Origin of the sequence: Streptomyces sp. NPDC091281 (assembly GCF_044757425.1) — a bacterium.
In the GTDB taxonomy this organism is placed as follows: domain Bacteria; phylum Actinomycetota; class Actinomycetes; order Streptomycetales; family Streptomycetaceae; genus Streptomyces.
The window spans coordinates 37,523-52,551 of record NZ_JBIVUY010000004.1 but is presented as its reverse complement, the minus strand read 5'-3'; the positions used below and the strand labels follow the sequence as shown (position 1 = coordinate 52,551).

The 15,029-nt window shown below is 72.7% G+C and carries 13 protein-coding genes; 8 read left to right on the top strand and 5 right to left on the bottom strand.

Annotated features, from left to right (window positions below):
- Positions 1 to 62 precede the first annotated feature (62 nt).
- Positions 63 to 1,370, top strand: a complete 1,308-nt coding sequence (locus ACIQPQ_RS11820; protein ID WP_401303550.1) for a hypothetical protein — start codon at positions 63 to 65, stop codon at positions 1,368 to 1,370.
- Between the two features lie 99 nt (positions 1,371 to 1,469).
- Here the strand turns inward: ACIQPQ_RS11820 and ACIQPQ_RS11815 are convergent, their stop codons facing one another.
- The gene (locus ACIQPQ_RS11815) at positions 1,470 to 2,966 is read right to left on the bottom strand and encodes an oligopeptide:H+ symporter (RefSeq protein WP_383774382.1); all 1,497 of its coding nucleotides are present in this window, start codon (positions 2,964 to 2,966) and stop codon (positions 1,470 to 1,472) included.
- A 642-nt stretch (positions 2,967 to 3,608) separates the two neighbouring features.
- Between ACIQPQ_RS11815 and ACIQPQ_RS11810 the strand changes: the two genes are divergently transcribed.
- Complete coding sequence (locus ACIQPQ_RS11810) at positions 3,609 to 4,286, top strand: response regulator transcription factor (RefSeq protein WP_383774380.1); 678 nt, start codon at positions 3,609 to 3,611, stop codon at positions 4,284 to 4,286.
- 72 nt (positions 4,287 to 4,358) lie between these two features.
- Positions 4,359 to 5,633: an ATP-binding protein gene (locus ACIQPQ_RS11805; RefSeq protein ID WP_401302756.1), complete on the top strand. Its 1,275-nt coding sequence runs from the start codon at positions 4,359 to 4,361 to the stop codon at positions 5,631 to 5,633.
- Between the two features lie 180 nt (positions 5,634 to 5,813).
- On the opposite strand, the gene ACIQPQ_RS11800 is transcribed toward ACIQPQ_RS11805, so the two are convergent.
- Positions 5,814 to 6,326, bottom strand: coding sequence for a GtrA family protein (locus tag ACIQPQ_RS11800; protein ID WP_401302754.1), 513 nt, complete (start codon positions 6,324 to 6,326; stop codon positions 5,814 to 5,816).
- Positions 6,327 to 6,469: 143 nt separating this feature from the next.
- On the opposite strand from ACIQPQ_RS11800, the gene ACIQPQ_RS11795 reads away from it, so the two are divergent.
- From ACIQPQ_RS11795 to ACIQPQ_RS11785, 3 genes are read left to right on the top strand one after another with little or no spacing between them, the layout of a single operon-like run.
- Positions 6,470 to 7,609 (top strand): 5-(carboxyamino)imidazole ribonucleotide synthase, encoded by a 1,140-nt coding sequence (locus ACIQPQ_RS11795; RefSeq protein WP_383774374.1) that lies wholly within the window; start codon positions 6,470 to 6,472, stop codon positions 7,607 to 7,609.
- Positions 7,606 to 8,136, top strand: coding sequence for a 5-(carboxyamino)imidazole ribonucleotide mutase (gene purE / locus ACIQPQ_RS11790; protein ID WP_383774372.1), 531 nt, complete (start codon positions 7,606 to 7,608; stop codon positions 8,134 to 8,136). The genes ACIQPQ_RS11795 and purE overlap by 4 nt, the downstream gene beginning before the upstream one ends.
- 5 nt (positions 8,137 to 8,141) lie before the next feature.
- Positions 8,142 to 9,332: a dipeptidase gene (locus ACIQPQ_RS11785; RefSeq protein WP_401302752.1), complete on the top strand. Its 1,191-nt coding sequence runs from the start codon at positions 8,142 to 8,144 to the stop codon at positions 9,330 to 9,332.
- Between the two features lie 99 nt (positions 9,333 to 9,431).
- On the opposite strand, the gene ACIQPQ_RS11780 is transcribed toward ACIQPQ_RS11785, so the two are convergent.
- On the bottom strand, positions 9,432 to 10,346 hold the full coding sequence (locus ACIQPQ_RS11780; protein ID WP_401302750.1) for an alpha/beta fold hydrolase: 915 nt from the start codon (positions 10,344 to 10,346) through the stop codon (positions 9,432 to 9,434).
- Positions 10,347 to 10,530: 184 nt separating this feature from the next.
- Between ACIQPQ_RS11780 and ACIQPQ_RS11775 the strand changes: the two genes are divergently transcribed.
- On the top strand, positions 10,531 to 11,421 hold the full coding sequence (locus tag ACIQPQ_RS11775; RefSeq protein ID WP_383774366.1) for a LysR family transcriptional regulator: 891 nt from the start codon (positions 10,531 to 10,533) through the stop codon (positions 11,419 to 11,421).
- A gap of 15 nt (positions 11,422 to 11,436) precedes the next feature.
- Here the strand turns inward: ACIQPQ_RS11775 and ACIQPQ_RS11770 are convergent, their stop codons facing one another.
- Positions 11,437 to 11,835, bottom strand: a complete 399-nt coding sequence (locus ACIQPQ_RS11770; RefSeq protein ID WP_401302748.1) for a VOC family protein — start codon at positions 11,833 to 11,835, stop codon at positions 11,437 to 11,439.
- Between the two features lie 327 nt (positions 11,836 to 12,162).
- Positions 12,163 to 13,506 (bottom strand): UDP-glucose dehydrogenase family protein, encoded by a 1,344-nt coding sequence (locus ACIQPQ_RS11765; protein WP_401302747.1) that lies wholly within the window; start codon positions 13,504 to 13,506, stop codon positions 12,163 to 12,165.
- 279 nt (positions 13,507 to 13,785) lie between these two features.
- Here ACIQPQ_RS11765 and ACIQPQ_RS11760 point away from each other — a divergent pair, with 279 nt between their 5' ends.
- The gene (locus ACIQPQ_RS11760; RefSeq protein WP_401302745.1) at positions 13,786 to 14,943 is read left to right on the top strand and encodes an acyl-CoA dehydrogenase family protein; all 1,158 of its coding nucleotides are present in this window, start codon (positions 13,786 to 13,788) and stop codon (positions 14,941 to 14,943) included.
- Positions 14,944 to 15,029 lie beyond the last annotated feature (86 nt).

Sequence of the window (15,029 nt, the reverse complement as noted above, 5' to 3'; positions counted from 1 at the left end):
GAACCGAAAGAGCCGTACGGCGGGGGCGGTGGCGTGATCCGGTCGCGGGGGCGCTCGCCGCGCTGACCGGAGGGGGCGCCGTCCTGCTGGGCCTGGCGGTCCCGCAGGCGCGCGCCGCCGAGGTGGCGTTCGCCACCCGCTGCGTGCCGCCCCCTGGGGTCGGACTGCCCGACGTCGACGGCACGACGAAGGTGGAGATCACCGCGCCCGCCACCGCGCGGGTGGGCGACACCGTCGACCTCGCCTGGACCTTCGTCCAGGCCGCCTCCCGCAACCCCGACCTCATCGACCTGCCCGCCGACTCGGTCCAGCCGTCCGGCACCCTCAGGGCGGCCGGGGCGCAGACCGCGGACGTCGCGCTGCGCGGACCGCGCGAGAACCCGCCCATCCCGAAGGGCGGCGCCATGACGCTCTCCCGGATGACGGGCACACTGCGGCTGACGGCCGCGGGCCAGGTGACGCTCACGCCGGGTGGGTACGTCGTCAACGCGCTGTCCACGGACACCCGTTGCACGCCGACCGGACCGGTGGGCGCGGCGGCGACCATCACCGTGACGGCCGGGAACGGCACCCCCACGGGGACACCGACGGGCTCCCCCACGGGTACGCCGACGGACGTCCCGACCGGCTCGGCGTCCCCGAGCGGATCTCCGTCGCCCTCCGCGTCCCCGGGGCCGTCCTCCTCGGGCGGCGGGGCGACCGACTTCACCGGTGACGTCGTGGACGTGCCGTACACCTGCGCCTCCCCGATCGGGGAGAAGCGGGCGACCTCGCCGGTGCAGATCAACGCCCGGAAGAACGGCGGGAGTTACGACCTCACCGCGCAGTTCAAGAAGTCCGTGATGGACAGCCCCGTGGACATTCCCGCGAACGCCGTGAAGCCCTCGATGCGGATCGTGCTCGGCGGCGCCGACCGGGGCTCGGTGAAGGTGACGGGACCGGCGAACACGGCGCCCGTGAAGTCCGGCGACCCGATCCGCATCCCGGACCTCACCGGCACCTACCGGCCCGGCGCGACGGGCGTCTCCACGCTCGCCCCCGGCGTCCTCACCATCGAGGCGCTCGGCACGACCACCACCTGCACCCCCGACACCTCGCGGGTCTCCCTCACCCTGGACACCGCCGAGCAGGCGAGCGGCGCCTCGGGCGGCGGCAACGGCAGCAACGGCGGCAACGGCGGCGGTACGGGCGGGGGCGGCAGCGGCGGTGCGAGCGGCGGCGCAGGCACGGCCGGTTCCGGCGGCGGGCTCGCCGAGACCGGCGCGGGCGACCGGGGCGCGCTCAAGGCGCTCGGGCTGCTCGCGGGCACCGTGGTGCTGCTCGGCGGCGCGGTCCTCACGTACCTGCCCGCCCGCCGCCGGGCCGGCTGACCGGGCGGGCGCGGACGCCGTACGTGTGGACGCCGTACGCGCGGAGGGCCGCCGCGACGTGCGCGGCGGCCCTCCGGGAGCGGGGTGGGGGGACGGACGTCAGCGGACGTCGCCCATCAGCTCCTTGACGCGCTTGCGGTACATCCACACCGCGCCGCCCGCGACGACGGCGAGCAGCGCCTCCAGGGCGACGATGCCCGTCTTGTTCAGGTCGACCCCGGCGAGGGAGAGCAGGCCGGTCGTGGCGTCGCCCGCGGTGACGGCCAGGAACCAGACGCCCATCATCTGCGAGGCGTACTTCGCGGGCGCCATCTTCGTCGTCACCGACAGGCCGACCGGGGAGAGCAGCAGCTCGCCGACGGTCTGCACGAAGTAGATCGCCACCAGCCACAGCGCCGCCGCCTTGTGACCGCCCTCGGCGATCGACAGCGGGGCCAGGAACAGGAAGAACGAGGCACCCACCAGGAGCAGACCGGAGGCGAACTTCACGATCGTGCTGGGCTCCTTGCCGCGCCGGTTCAGCGCGAGCCAGATCCAGGCGAAGACCGGCGCCAGCGCCATGATCAGGACCGGGTTGACCGACTGGTACCAGGAGACCGGGAAGCCCCAGCCGAACACGCTGTTCTCGGCCGACTCCGACGCGAAGATCGACAGGGTCGAGCCGCCCTGGTCGTAGATCATCCAGAACACGGCGGCGGCCACGAAGAACCAGATGTACGCCGACATCTTCGACTGCTCGGCGCGGTCGAGGTCCCGGTCGCGCTTGATCCGGGCCAGCACCATCACCGGGATGATCACGCCGAGCAGGGTCAGCGGGACGAGAATCCAGTTCAGCGTGTACGAGCCGGAGAAGCCGACGACCGCGTAGAACACGACGGCGAGGCCCGCCCAGAGCGCGGCCTTGCGCAGCGTCGACGCCTTCTCGGCGGCGGACAGCGGGGTCGGGACGACGCTGGAGCGGTCGGCGAGGTGGCGACTGCCGAGCAGGAACTGGGCGAGGCCGAGCGCCATGCCGAGCGCGGCGAGCGCGAAGCCGAGGTGCCAGTTCACCTTCTCGCCGATGGTGCCGATGACCAGCGGCGCGGCGAAGGCGCCGAGGTTGATGCCCATGTAGAAGACGGTGAAGCCGCCGTCGCGGCGGGCGTCGTCGCGGCCCTCGTAGAGGTGGCCGACCATCGTGGAGATGTTGGCCTTCAGCAGACCGGAGCCGATCGCGACGAGACCGAGACCGGCGTAGAACGTCCCGGAGGACGGCAGGGCCAGCGTGAGGTGGCCCAGCATGATCACCGCGCCCGCGACGGCGACGGTCTTCCGCGGCCCCCAGACGCGGTCGCCGAACCAGCCGCCGGGCATGGCGAGCAGGTACACCAGCGACACGTACACCGAGTAGATCGCGGTCGCGGTGGCCGCGTTCAGGTGCAGACCGCCGGGGGCGACGAGGTACAGCGGGAGGAGTGCCCTCATGCCGTAGTAGGAGAAGCGCTCCCACATCTCGGTCATGAAGAGAGTGGCCAGTCCGCGGGGGTGGCCGAAGAAGGTCTTCTCGGCGCCGGGGGTTCCCGGGGCCGCCGAGGCCTTCGTCAGGCTGGACGCCATGGTCGTTCCTTGCTGTCGGGACGCGCGGTGGAGCGAACGCGCCCGGTTGGGGCGGCCGGCAACCGGCTCGATCGGCCCGCCCGGCCCCCACGCCCGGGGGGAGGTCCGCCCCGGATCGCGGGACGGAGGACGGCGACCGCCGGGATCGACGCCCCGCATGAGGGGCCCGGCCGCAGGTCATTCCTTTCGAGGGCCGGCGGGAGAGGCCGGCCCGCACACAGCAGAGACCCCCGGCGTCCAGTCGAGCGCCGAAGGTCCCAGAGGTGCTACAGGCGTTGTTTCACCATACGGCAGGACAGAACCGGAAATGGAAGGACTTGAGGCGCAGATCACAGGTGAGAAGGGAACCACGCCGGTGATTCGAAGGCCCCGCAAGGATGCCATCCCGCGAGACCAGGTCCGGACCAAGGTGGTGGGTGGATTGGGGGTGACTGGTGCGAGCGGGTGACGGGGCCGCCGGGTGGGGGCGGGCGCGGGGGTGGGGCGGCGGTCCGGGGGAGTCGGGCGCGGGGGCGGGGTGGCGCGGACGGGTTCGTCGGCGGCCTGTCCGATTCGCCGCAGGTGTCCGTGGGTGTCCCTGGGTAAGAAGGCAACGGGGGCATCACACCCCGGCCCGCGGGCGGCGCGGACTACCATCGCCTCATGACCCGTGTACTGCTCGCCGAGGACGACGCGTCCATCTCGGAGCCGCTGGCCCGCGCCCTGCGCCGGGAGGGATACGAGGTCGAGGTCCGCGAGGACGGCCCGACCGCCCTCGACGCCGGTGTCCAGGGCGGCATCGACCTGGTCGTGCTGGACCTCGGCCTGCCCGGCATGGACGGACTGGAGGTGGCCCGGCGGCTGCGCGCCGAGGGCCTGACGATCCCCATCCTGATCCTCACCGCGCGCGCCGACGAGGTGGACACCGTCGTCGGCCTCGACGCGGGCGCCGACGACTACGTCACCAAGCCCTTCCGGCTCGCCGAACTCCTCGCCCGGGTCCGGGCCCTCCTGCGGCGCGGCGCGGCCGAACCCCAGCAGCCGCCCGCCACCCACGGCGTACGCATCGACGTCGAGTCGCACCGCGCCTGGATGGGCGACGAGGAGCTGCAGCTCACCGCCAAGGAGTTCGACCTGCTGCGGGTCCTCGTCCGCGACGCGGGCCGCGTCGTCACCCGCGACCAGCTGATGCGCGAGGTCTGGGACACCACCTGGTGGTCCTCCACCAAGACCCTCGACATGCACATCTCCTGGCTCCGCAAGAAGCTCGGCGACGACGCCGCGAACCCCCGCTACATCGCCACCGTGCGCGGCGTGGGCTTCCGCTTCGAGAAGAGCTGACGGACGGCCGGGGCACAAGAACCACCAGGCAGAACCACCAGGCCGAGGCAGAAGAGCCAGTCGGAGTAACCCGTGCGCCGCCGTCTGATCCAGTCCACCCTCGCCGTCGTCCTCGTCGTGATCGCCGTCTTCGGCGTCTCCCTCGTCATCGTCGAGACCCGCACCATCAGCAACAGCGCCCAGGAACGGGTCGAGCTGGAGGCCGCCCGGCTCGCGAGCATCGTCGACTCCCGCCTCGTCGGCTCCGGCACCGTCGACGCCGAGGTGCTGCGCGACCAGCTCACCGACGAGCGGTACGCCCTCGTCCGCATCCCCGGCAAGCCCGTCATCGAGGTCGGCAGCCGCCCCGAGGGCGACGTCATCCGGGGCGAGGCGCGCGGCGAGGAGGGCGAGACCGTCGTCGTCGAGGAGCCCCGCTCCTCCGTGACCCGCGAGGTCGGCCGCACCCTGCTGATCATCGGCCTCGTCGCGCTGCTCGCCGTCATCGCCGCCGTGCTGCTCGCCATCCGGCAGGCCAACCGGCTCGCCTCCCCCCTCACCGACCTCGCCGAGACCGCCGAACGCCTCGGCTCCGGCGACCCCCGCCCCCGCCACAAGCGGTACGGCGTCCCCGAGCTGGACCGGGTCGCGGACGTGCTGGACTCCTCCGCCGAGCGCATCGCCCGCATGCTCACCGCCGAACGGCGCCTCGCCGCCGACGCCTCCCACCAGCTCCGCACCCCCCTCACCGCGCTCTCCATGCGGCTGGAGGAGATCACCCTCACCGACGACCCGGACACCGTGAAGGACGAGGCGACCATCGCGCTCACCCAGGTGGAACGGCTCACCGACGTCGTCGAGCGGCTCCTGACCAACTCGCGCGACCCGCGGACCGGGTCCGCCGTCACCTTCGACCTCGACGAGGTCATCCAGCAGCAGCTCGCCGAATGGCGGCCCGCCTACCGCGGCGTCGGCCGGGCCATCGTCTCCTCCGGGAAACGGCACCTGGAGGCGGTCGGCACGCCCGGCGCGGTCGCGCAGGTGCTGGCGGCGCTCATCGAGAACTCGCTCATGCACGGCGGCGGCACGGTAGCGCTGCGGACCCGGGTCACCGGGAACCAGGCCGTGATCGAGGTCACCGACGAAGGGCCCGGTGTCCCCGCGGATCTCGGGGCGCGGATCTTCGAGCGGGCGATCAGCGGGCGGAACTCCACGGGGATCGGGCTCGCCGTCGCCCGAGACCTCGCCGAGGCGGACGGGGGGCGCCTGGAGATGCTCCAGACGGCGCCGCCGATCTTCGCGCTGTTCCTGTCCCGCACGACCCCGGAGACCCCGCCGGGGGACACGGACCGGCCGACGGTGCGCTGACCCGCCTCGCGCTTCCGGGGGCTGCCGCCCCCCAGCCCCCCGCTTCGGCCCTGAACGGGCCTCGTCCTCAATCGCCGGACGGGCTGGATGGCCTGGACGTCCGCTGTCCAGCCCACCGAGACGGGTGGTCGTGGGTGGGCAAGCGCCGTGACGGTGCGCACAGCCCCCGCACCCCTACTCCTACTCCGCCGAGACCCCCGCCTCCGCCGGAGGCACCCCCATCGTTCTGAACACCCAGGTCCGGTAGGACCAGAACCGGAACAGGGTCGCTATCGCGATGCCGAGGAACTTGAACACGTTGCTCTGGAGCGGGCTGTCCCACCCGAACCCGTACGTCGCGAGGAACAGCACCCCGTTCTCGATCACCAGCCCCACCGCGCTGAACAGCAGGAACAGCGACATCTCCCGCGTACGGCGGCCCTTGTCGCGGTCCCGGTAGGTGAAGTACCGGAACCCGACGTAGTTGAAGGCGATCGCGACGACGGTCGCGATGACGCTGGCCCGCACCACCTGGAGATCGGTGACGTGCCGTACGAGGTTGAACACGGCGAGATTGACCAGCAGCCCCGCCCCGCCGACCGCCCCGAACCGGGCCAGCTCACGGACGATCCGCCGCAGCCGCTCAGCCCCGCCGGGCTCCGGGGGCGTCACGGGCGGTGCGGACACCGAAGGCCCTGGGGAACCGTGTCCCATGCTCGTACAGGCCCCCGTCCGGGTTCGATTGCGCCGACCCGGCCATGCTAACCACCCCCCTGCGGGGTTTCCGCCGGGGCGGTCGCGGCCCGGGGGCGGACCGTGGAATCCGGCCACCTCGCGGTGGCCGATACCCTGGGGGCGTGACGTTCCCGGTAGTCGGCATGGTCGGCGGAGGCCAGCTCGCGCGTATGACGCACGAGTCGGGCATCCCGCTCGGCATCAGGTTCAAGCTCCTCAGTGACACTCCCCAGGATTCCGCGGCCCAGGTGGTGAGCGATGTCGTCATCGGCGACTACCGCGACCTGGACACGCTGCGCGCGTTCGCGCGGGGCTGCGACGTGATCACCTTCGATCACGAGCACGTCCCCACCGAACACCTGCGGGCCCTGGAGGCGGACGGCATCCCCGTCCGCCCCGGCCCGGACGCGCTCGTGCACGCCCAGGACAAGGGCGTGATGCGGGCCCGCCTCAGCGCGCTCGGTGTCCCCTGCCCGCGCCACCGCCTGGTGAGCGACCCGGCCGACGTGGCCGCGTTCGCCGCCGAGGGCGACGGCTTCCCCGTCGTCCTGAAGACGGTGCGCGGCGGCTACGACGGCAAGGGCGTGTGGGTCGTCGACTCCGTGGAGGAGGCCGCCGACCCGTTCCGCGCGGGCGTCCCCGTCCTCGCCGAGGAGAAGGTCGACTACGTCCGGGAGCTGGCCGCCGACGTCGTACGGTCGCCGCACGGCCAGGCCGTCGCCTACCCGGTGGTCGAGTCCCGGCAGGTCGACGGCGTCTGCGACACCGTCATCGCGCCCGCCCCCGGCCTCGACGAGGCGCTCGCGCTGCGCGCCGAGGAGATGGCCCTCACCATCGCGAAGGAACTCGGCGTCGTCGGCCACCTCGCCGTCGAACTGTTCGAGACCCGCGACGGCCGCGTCCTCGTCAACGAACTGGCGATGCGCCCGCACAACTCGGGCCACTGGACCATGGACGGCGCGATCACCAGCCAGTTCGCCAACCACGTCCGCGCCGTCCTCGACCTCCCGCTCGGCGACCCGCGCCCCCGCGCGAAGTGGACCGTCATGGCGAACGTCCTCGGCGGCGACTTCCCCGACATGTACTCCGCGTACCTGCACTGCATGGCCCGCGACCCCCAGCTCAAGATCCACATGTATGGCAAGGACGTGAAACCCGGCCGCAAGGTGGGGCACGTCAACACCTACGGCGACGACCTGGACGACGTGCTGGAGCGCGCGCGCCACGCTGCCGGCTACCTGAGGGGCACGATCACCGAATGAGCAGCCCGATTGTCGGCATCGTGATGGGCTCGGACTCCGACTGGCCCGTCATGGAGGCCGCCGCCAAGGCCCTGGACGAGTTCGAGATCGCCTACGAGGTCGACGTGGTCTCCGCGCACCGCATGCCGCGCGAGATGGTCGCCTACGGCGAGCAGGCCGCCGACCGCGGGCTCAAGGTGATCGTCGCGGGCGCGGGCGGCGCCGCCCACCTGCCCGGCATGCTCGCCTCCGTCACCCCGCTGCCGGTGATCGGCGTGCCCGTGCCGCTGAAGTACCTCGACGGCATGGACAGCCTGCTGTCGATCGTGCAGATGCCGGCCGGGGTGCCCGTCGCCACCGTCTCCGTCGGCGGCGCCCGCAACGCCGGACTCCTCGCCGCCCGCATCCTCGCCGCCCACGACGAGGACCTCCTCGCCCGGATGCGCGAGTTCCAGCAGGACCTCAACGACCAGGCCACCGAGAAGGGCAAGCGGCTGCGCGCCAAGGTCGACTCCGCCTCCTCCGGCGGCTTCGGCTTCGGGAAGTGACGCCGGTGACCTCCCTGGACGCCGCGCGCGCCCTGCTGCGCGAGTTCCCGGTCGTCGACGGCCACAACGACCTCCCGTGGGCGCTGCGCGAACAGGTCCGCTACGACCTCGACGCCCGCGACGTCGCCGCCGACCAGCACACCCACCTGCACACCGACATCCCCCGCCTGCGCGCGGGCGGCGTCGGCGCCCAGTTCTGGTCCGTGTACGTCCGCTCCGACCTGCCCGACGCGGTCCCCGCGACCCTGGAGCAGATCGACTGCGTACGGCAGCTCATCGACCGGCACCCGGCCGACCTGCGGGCCGCGCTGACCGCCGCCGACCTGGAGGCGGCGCGCGCGGAGGGCCGGATCGCGTCCCTGATGGGCGCCGAGGGCGGCCACTCCATCGCCAACTCGCTGGGCACCCTGCGCGCCCTGTACGCGCTCGGCGTGCGCTATCTGACCCTCACCCACAACGACAACGTGGACTGGGCGGACTCCGCGACCGACGCGCCCCGCGCGGGCGGGCTCACCGCGTTCGGCCGCGCCGTCGTGCGGGAGATGAACCGCGAGGGCATGCTCGTCGACCTCTCCCACGTGGCCGCCACGACCATGCGGGACGCGCTGGACGCGACCGTCGCGCCGGTGATCTTCTCGCACTCCTCCGCGCGCGCCGTCTGCGACCACCCGCGCAACATCCCCGACGACGTCCTGGAGCGGCTGCCCGCCAACGGCGGTGTCGCCATGGTGACGTTCGTGCCGAAGTTCGTCCTCCAGGCCGCCGTGGACTGGACCGCCGAGGCCGACGCGAACATGCGCGCCCACGGCTTCCACCCCCTCGACGGCACCGCCGAGGGCCGGAAGGTCCACCAGGCCTTCGAGGAGCGCGTGCCCCGCCCGGTCGCCACGGTCTCCGACGTCGCCGACCACCTCGATCACATGCGCGAGGTCGCCGGCGTCGACCACCTCGGCATCGGCGGCGACTACGACGGCACCCCCTTCACGCCCCGTGGCCTCGACGACGTCTCCGGCTACCCCAACCTGATCGCCGAACTCCTCGACCGCGGCTGGTCCGCGCCCGACCTCGCCAAGCTCACCTGGCGGAACACGGCCCGTGTCCTCGCCGCCGCCGAGGCCGTCGCCCGCGACCTCCAGGCGACCCGGGGCCCGTCGAACGCGACGATCACGTCCCTGGACGGCCCCCAGGAGCACTGACCCGTCACGCGCGTCGGATGCGTGGGATGCGTGGGATGGGCGGCATCCGGACGGCCGTCGGGGTCCCGACGGCCGTCCGCGTCGTACGGGCGGGGGCGGTCAGCGGATCGAGCGGGCCGCCTTCAGGACGACGTCCGTGACGACCTCGGGGCGGGCCGCCGGGACGTCGTGACCCGAGTGGGTCGTCGTGACCCGTGCCCCGGCCCGGTCGGCCATGAAGAACTGCGTCTTCGGCGGGATCGCGTGGTCGTCCAGCGCGACGATCTCCCACTTCGGCACCGACGCGGGCGGGTCGACGGTGGTCGCCTCGCCGAGCGCCGCCGCCGTGATCGGCCGCTGCGTCACCGCGGCGACCGCCGTCTCCCGGCGCGACAGGCCCCCGGCGTACACCTCGCCGAAGGTCGCCGGGTTGATCGAGATGTCGGTCACCCCGCCCGGCGCCGCCCGTGTCACCAGGTTCGTGCCCGTCAGCAGCGACCCCGGGTCGCGGTAGGTGAGGTCGGCGGGGCTCTCGCCCGCCTTCGGAATGTACGCGGCGACGTACACCAGCGCCTTGACCTGCGGGTTCTTCCGTGCGGCGGCGCTGATCAGGAAACCGGCGTACGAGTGGCCGACCAGGACGACCGGGCCGTCGACCGTCTTGAGGAAGCTGTCCAGGTAGGCCGAGTCGGAGGCGACACCGCGCAGCGGGTTGGCGACCGCCAGGACCCGGTACCCCTTCTTCTGGAACGCCGTGATCTCGGCGCTCCAGCCGGAGGAGTCGGCGAACGCGCCGTGCACGAGCACGATCGTCGGCTTCGCCGCGGTGGACGACCCGGAGCGCGCCGCGACGGTGTCCGCCGTGCTGCTGCCGCCGCTTCCGCTGCCGCCGGTGCCGGTACCGGCGAGGGCCGAGCCGCTGCCCGCCAGCAGGACGGCCGCGGCCAGGGACAGCGACCAGGTGCGGGACAGCGTGCGGGAACGGGACAGCGTCCGGGAGCGGGACGGCAGGCGGAAGCGGGAGGGTTTCCTCATCGGTGCGTTTCCCTTCGAAGCGATGGCGGAGTCCGCCGTCCGCAGGTCGGACACGGTCGCGGACACGACCTCAAGGAGATCTCATCGTCGCGGGATCGCTCGGGAAGCGGCCAATGCCGATCACCTCACCTCTCATGCTGAAACGGCATCAGATTCCGGTCGCCGACCGGTCTATCGTGCGGGCATGGACATCGACCTGCGGAGGCTGCGCTACTTCGTCACCGTCGCCCGCGAACTCAGCTTCGTCCGCGCGGCGAGCCTCCTGCACATGACCCAGCCCGCGCTCAGCCGCCAGATCGGCGCGCTCGAACACGACCTGGGCACCCGCCTCCTCGACCGCGACCGGCGCGGCACCTCCCTCACCCCCGCGGGCCGTCAACTCCTGGAGGACGCCGTGCCGTTGCTCGCCGCCTCGGTGGCCCTGCAACGCCGTACCCGGCTCGCCGGACGGGACGCGGCCCACTTCACCATCGGCTTCATGCCGGGCGTGCAGGCGACCCCGATCATCCGGGAGTTCGCCCGCCTCGCCCCCCGCCTCAGCATCGACGTCGTGCACACCACCGTCACCGACCAGCTCCCGTACCTGCTCGACGGCCGCGTCGACGTCTGCTTCGTACGGCTGCCGCTGCCGGAGGAGTCCCTCAAGGTGGTGCCGCTGTTCCCGGAGCCCCGCGTGGTCGCCCTGCCCGCCACCCACCCCCTCGCCGACGCGCCGTCCGTCGCCCTCGCCAAGCTCCACGACCTGCCGCTGCTCCAGGACCGCGCCGAGGTGCCCGAGTGGCACGGCCCGGTGACCGACCTCGCCCCGCCCCCCGGCCAGGACCACCGGCGGCCCCCCACCATCGAGGAGAGCCTCCAGCGGGTCGCCCTCGGCCTCGGCGTCTTCGTCCTCCCGGCCGGGATCGCGGGCTTCTACCGGCGCGACGACGTCCGCTGCGTCCCGCTGGAGGACGTGGCCCCCGGCATGGTCGCCCTCGCCCAGGGCCGCCACCGCACCATGCCGGAGCTGGACCGCTTCGCCCGCCTCGCGATTAGCATGCTCGGCCCGGGAGGGTCCGGGCCCGCCCCGGAATGAGAACGGCGCCGACGCTCATCCGTCCGCGATCCGGCACAGGCAGAACGGGTGCCCCGCGGGGTCGGCGTACACCGCGAAGTCCAGCTTCTCCCGCTCCGCCACCTGGAGCGGCCGCGCCCCGAGCGCGAGGGCCCGCTCGTGCGCCACGTCGACCTCCGCCCAGGTCACCCCGGCGTCGAGGTCCAGGTGGAACTGCTGCGCGTTACGGTCGGCCCGCGGCCACTCGGGCGGCGTGAACCCCTCCGACCGCTGGAAGGCGAGCCGGGTGCCGCCGGGGACGTGCAGGACGTACCAGTCGTCGTCGCCCTCCTCGCCCTGCGGCGTGCCGCCCAGCAGGGCCGCGTAGAACTCGGCGAGGGCGCGCGGGTCGGGGCAGTCGAGCACGACGGAACGCAGACGGACGACGGGCGTCATACGGGGCCTCCGGAGACGGACGGGACACGGAGCCGTACGAGTGCCCGGCCGCACCGCCGCCGTAACCCCCGCGAAGTTCCCCCGACACCCGACACCCGCTCCCGCGGTGCGGCACAATGCACGGGACGCCGGTTCGGCCGACTGAGCCTCGGCCGAACCGGCGTCACCTCATCACGAGTGGGGCCCAGGGCCCCAGTGCCTCTCGGCCGACGGGACCGCAACCCCCTCAGGGGCGCGGGGAACTGCGCGACCAGCCCCCACCGGCCCGCGCCCGACCGACGAGAACCTGCCCCCCGAACCCCACCTGCCCAAGCGCCGCAGGCACCCTCAGGCGGTGGGCCGCCCCATCGCCCGGTACGTCCACCCCGCCTTGCGCCACAGCGCCGGGTCCAACGCGTTCCGCCCGTCCAGCACCAGCCGCGCCGCAGCCACCTCGCCCAGCGCCGCCGGGTCCAGCTCCCGGAACTCCCGCCACTCCGTCAGGTGCAGCACGACGTCCGCGCCCCGCACGGCCTCCAGCGCGCTCTCCGCGTACCCCAGCGTGGGGAAGACCCGCCGGGCGTTGTCCATGCCCTTGGGGTCGTAGACGGTCACCTGGCCGCCCTGGAGGTGTATCTGCCCGGCCACGTTGAGCGCGGGCGAGTCCCGGACGTCGTCCGAGTCCGGCTTGAACGTCGCGCCGAGCACCGCGACCCGCTTCCCGAGGAACGGCCCCCCGCCCAGCGCCTCCCGCGCCAGCTCCACCATCTGCCCGCGCTGTCGCATGTTGATCGAGTCGATCTCGCGCAGGAACGTCAGCGCCTGGTCGGCGCCCAGCTCGCCCGCGCGCGCCATGAACGCCCGGATGTCCTTGGGCAGGCAGCCGCCGCCGAAGCCGATCCCGGCGCGCAGGAACTTCTTCCCGATCCGGTCGTCGTGCCCGATGGCCTCCGCCAGCTTCGCGACGTCGCCCCCGGCGGCCTCGCAGACCTCCGCCATCGCGTTGATGAAGGAGATCTTCGTGGCGAGGAACGAGTTCGCCGAGGTCTTCACCAGCTCGGCCGTCGGGAAGTCGGTGACCACGAACGGCGACCCCTCCGCGACGGGCGTGGCGTACACCTCGCGCAGCACCCGTTCGGCGCGCTCGCTGCGTACCCCGACGACGATCCGGTCCGGGTGGAGGGTGTCGTCGACGGCGAAGCCCTCGCGCAGGAACTCCGGGTTCCACGCCAGCTCGGCGTCGGCGCCCGCGGGAGCCAGCTCGGCGACGGTCGCCGCCAGCCGTTCGGCGGAGCCCACCGGCACGGTCGACTTGCCGACGACCAGCGCGGGCCGCTCCAGGTGCGGGGCGAGCGAGGCGATCGCGGACTCGACGTACGACATGTCGCAGGCGTACTCGCCGTGCTTCTGCGGGGTGTTCACGCAGACGAAGTGGACGTCGCCGAAGGCGCCGACCTCCGCCCAGTCCTGGGTGAAGCGCAGCCGCCCGGTGGTGCCCTCGAACCCGGCGACGTGCCGCCGCAGCAGCTCCTCCAGGCCGGGCTCGTACATGGGGCTCTCGCCGCGCGCCAGCATCTCGATCTTCTCGCGCACGATGTCGAGCGCGAGGACCTCGAAGCCCAGCTCGGCCATGGCGGCGGCATGCGTGGCGCCGAGATAACCGGTACCGATCACGGTGATCCTGAGGGCCATGCGTGCTCCTGGGCTGGACGGAGGGCGGATGCGCGCACGAGCATAGTCGGGGCGTACGAACGCCCTTCACGGGGCAGTTCTCCCAGCGACCCCGGACGGGCTCGCCGCCCTGCCGGTCCCAGTGATTCCCCCAGTCGTTCCCCCTGTCGCCAAGCTCACGTACCGGTCCCCGGGGGAGGGCCCCTAAAATTCGAGTTACTTAACGGTAATTAGCGAGATCACCCCGGTGGTCACCCGGTGTTCCCGGGATCACCCCAGTGCGTGGGAGCGTGAGAGACCTTGGCCGGATCGGCTGACTTCGACCTGTACCGCCCGGCCGAGGAGCACGACATGCTCCGCGACGCCATCCGTTCGCTGGCCGAGGCGAAGATCGCGCCGTACGCCGCCGCGGTCGACGAGGAGGCCCGCTTCCCGCAGGAGGCGCTGGACGCGCTGGTCGCCAGCGACCTGCACGCGGTGCACGTGCCCGAGTCGTACGGCGGCACCGGCGCGGACGCCCTGGCCACGGTGATCGTGATCGAGGAGGTGGCCCGCGTCTGCGTGTCCTCCTCCCTCATCCCCGCGGTCAACAAGCTGGGCTCGCTGCCGGTGATCCTGTCCGGCTCCGAGGAGCTGAAGAAGAAGTACCTGGGCCCGCTCGCCAAGGGCGACGCGATGTTCTCGTACGCCCTGTCCGAGCCGGACGCCGGCTCCGACGCGGCCGGGATGAAGACCCGCGCGGTCCGCGACGGCGACCACTGGATCCTCAACGGCGTGAAGCGCTGGATCACCAACGCGGGCGTCTCCGAGTACTACACGGTGATGGCCGTCACCGACCCGGAGAAGCGCTCCAAGGGCATCTCCGCGTTCGTCGTGGAGAAGTCCGACCCGGGCGTCTCCTTCGGCGCGCCGGAGAAGAAGCTCGGCATCAAGGGCTCCCCGACCCGCGAGGTCTACTTCGACAACGTCCGCATCCCCGCCGACCGCATGATCGGCGCGGAGGGCACCGGCTTCGCCACCGCGATGAAGACCCTCGACCACACCCGCATCACCATCGCCGCCCAGGCCCTCGGCGTCGCGCAGGGCGCCTTCGACTACGCCAAGGGCTACGTCCGCGAGCGCAAGCAGTTCGGCAAGCCGGTCGGCGACTTCCAGGGCATCCAGTTCATGCTCGCCGACATGGCCATGAAGATCGAGGCCGCCCGCCAGCTCACCTACGCCGCCGCCGCCAAGTCCGAACGCGGCGACGCCGACCTCACCTTCCAGGGCGCCGCCGCCAAGTGCTACGCCTCCGACATCGCCATGGAGGTCACCACCGACGCCGTCCAGCTCCTCGGCGGCTACGGCTACACCCGCGACTACCCGGTCGAACGCATGATGCGCGACGCCAAGATCACCCAGATTTATGAAGGCACGAATCAGGTCCAGCGGATCGTGATGGCCCGCAACCTGCCGTAGCCCCCGGCCCTCACCCGGCCCCCGACGGCCCCGGCCCTTCACCGGGGCCGTTCGCGCGCCCACGGTCACCCCGGCCGACCCCTACC

Bases quoted from the DNA above. Each gene is read 5' to 3' on its own strand.
- ACIQPQ_RS11815 (WP_383774382.1), bottom strand. From the start codon at position 2,966: ATGGCGTCCAGCCTGACGAAGGCCTCGGCGGCCCCGGGAACCCCCGGC.
- ACIQPQ_RS11765 (WP_401302747.1), bottom strand. From the start codon at position 13,506: ATGGCCCTCAGGATCACCGTGATCGGTACCGGTTATCTCGGCGCCACG.
- ACIQPQ_RS11775 (WP_383774366.1), top strand. From the start codon at position 10,531: ATGGACATCGACCTGCGGAGGCTGCGCTACTTCGTCACCGTCGCCCGC.
- purE (WP_383774372.1), top strand. From the start codon at position 7,606: ATGAGCAGCCCGATTGTCGGCATCGTGATGGGCTCGGACTCCGACTGG.
- ACIQPQ_RS11780 (WP_401302750.1), bottom strand. From the start codon at position 10,346: ATGAGGAAACCCTCCCGCTTCCGCCTGCCGTCCCGCTCCCGGACGCTG.
- ACIQPQ_RS11810 (WP_383774380.1), top strand. From the start codon at position 3,609: ATGACCCGTGTACTGCTCGCCGAGGACGACGCGTCCATCTCGGAGCCG.
- ACIQPQ_RS11770 (WP_401302748.1), bottom strand. From the start codon at position 11,835: ATGACGCCCGTCGTCCGTCTGCGTTCCGTCGTGCTCGACTGCCCCGAC.
- ACIQPQ_RS11800 (WP_401302754.1), bottom strand. From the start codon at position 6,326: ATGGGACACGGTTCCCCAGGGCCTTCGGTGTCCGCACCGCCCGTGACG.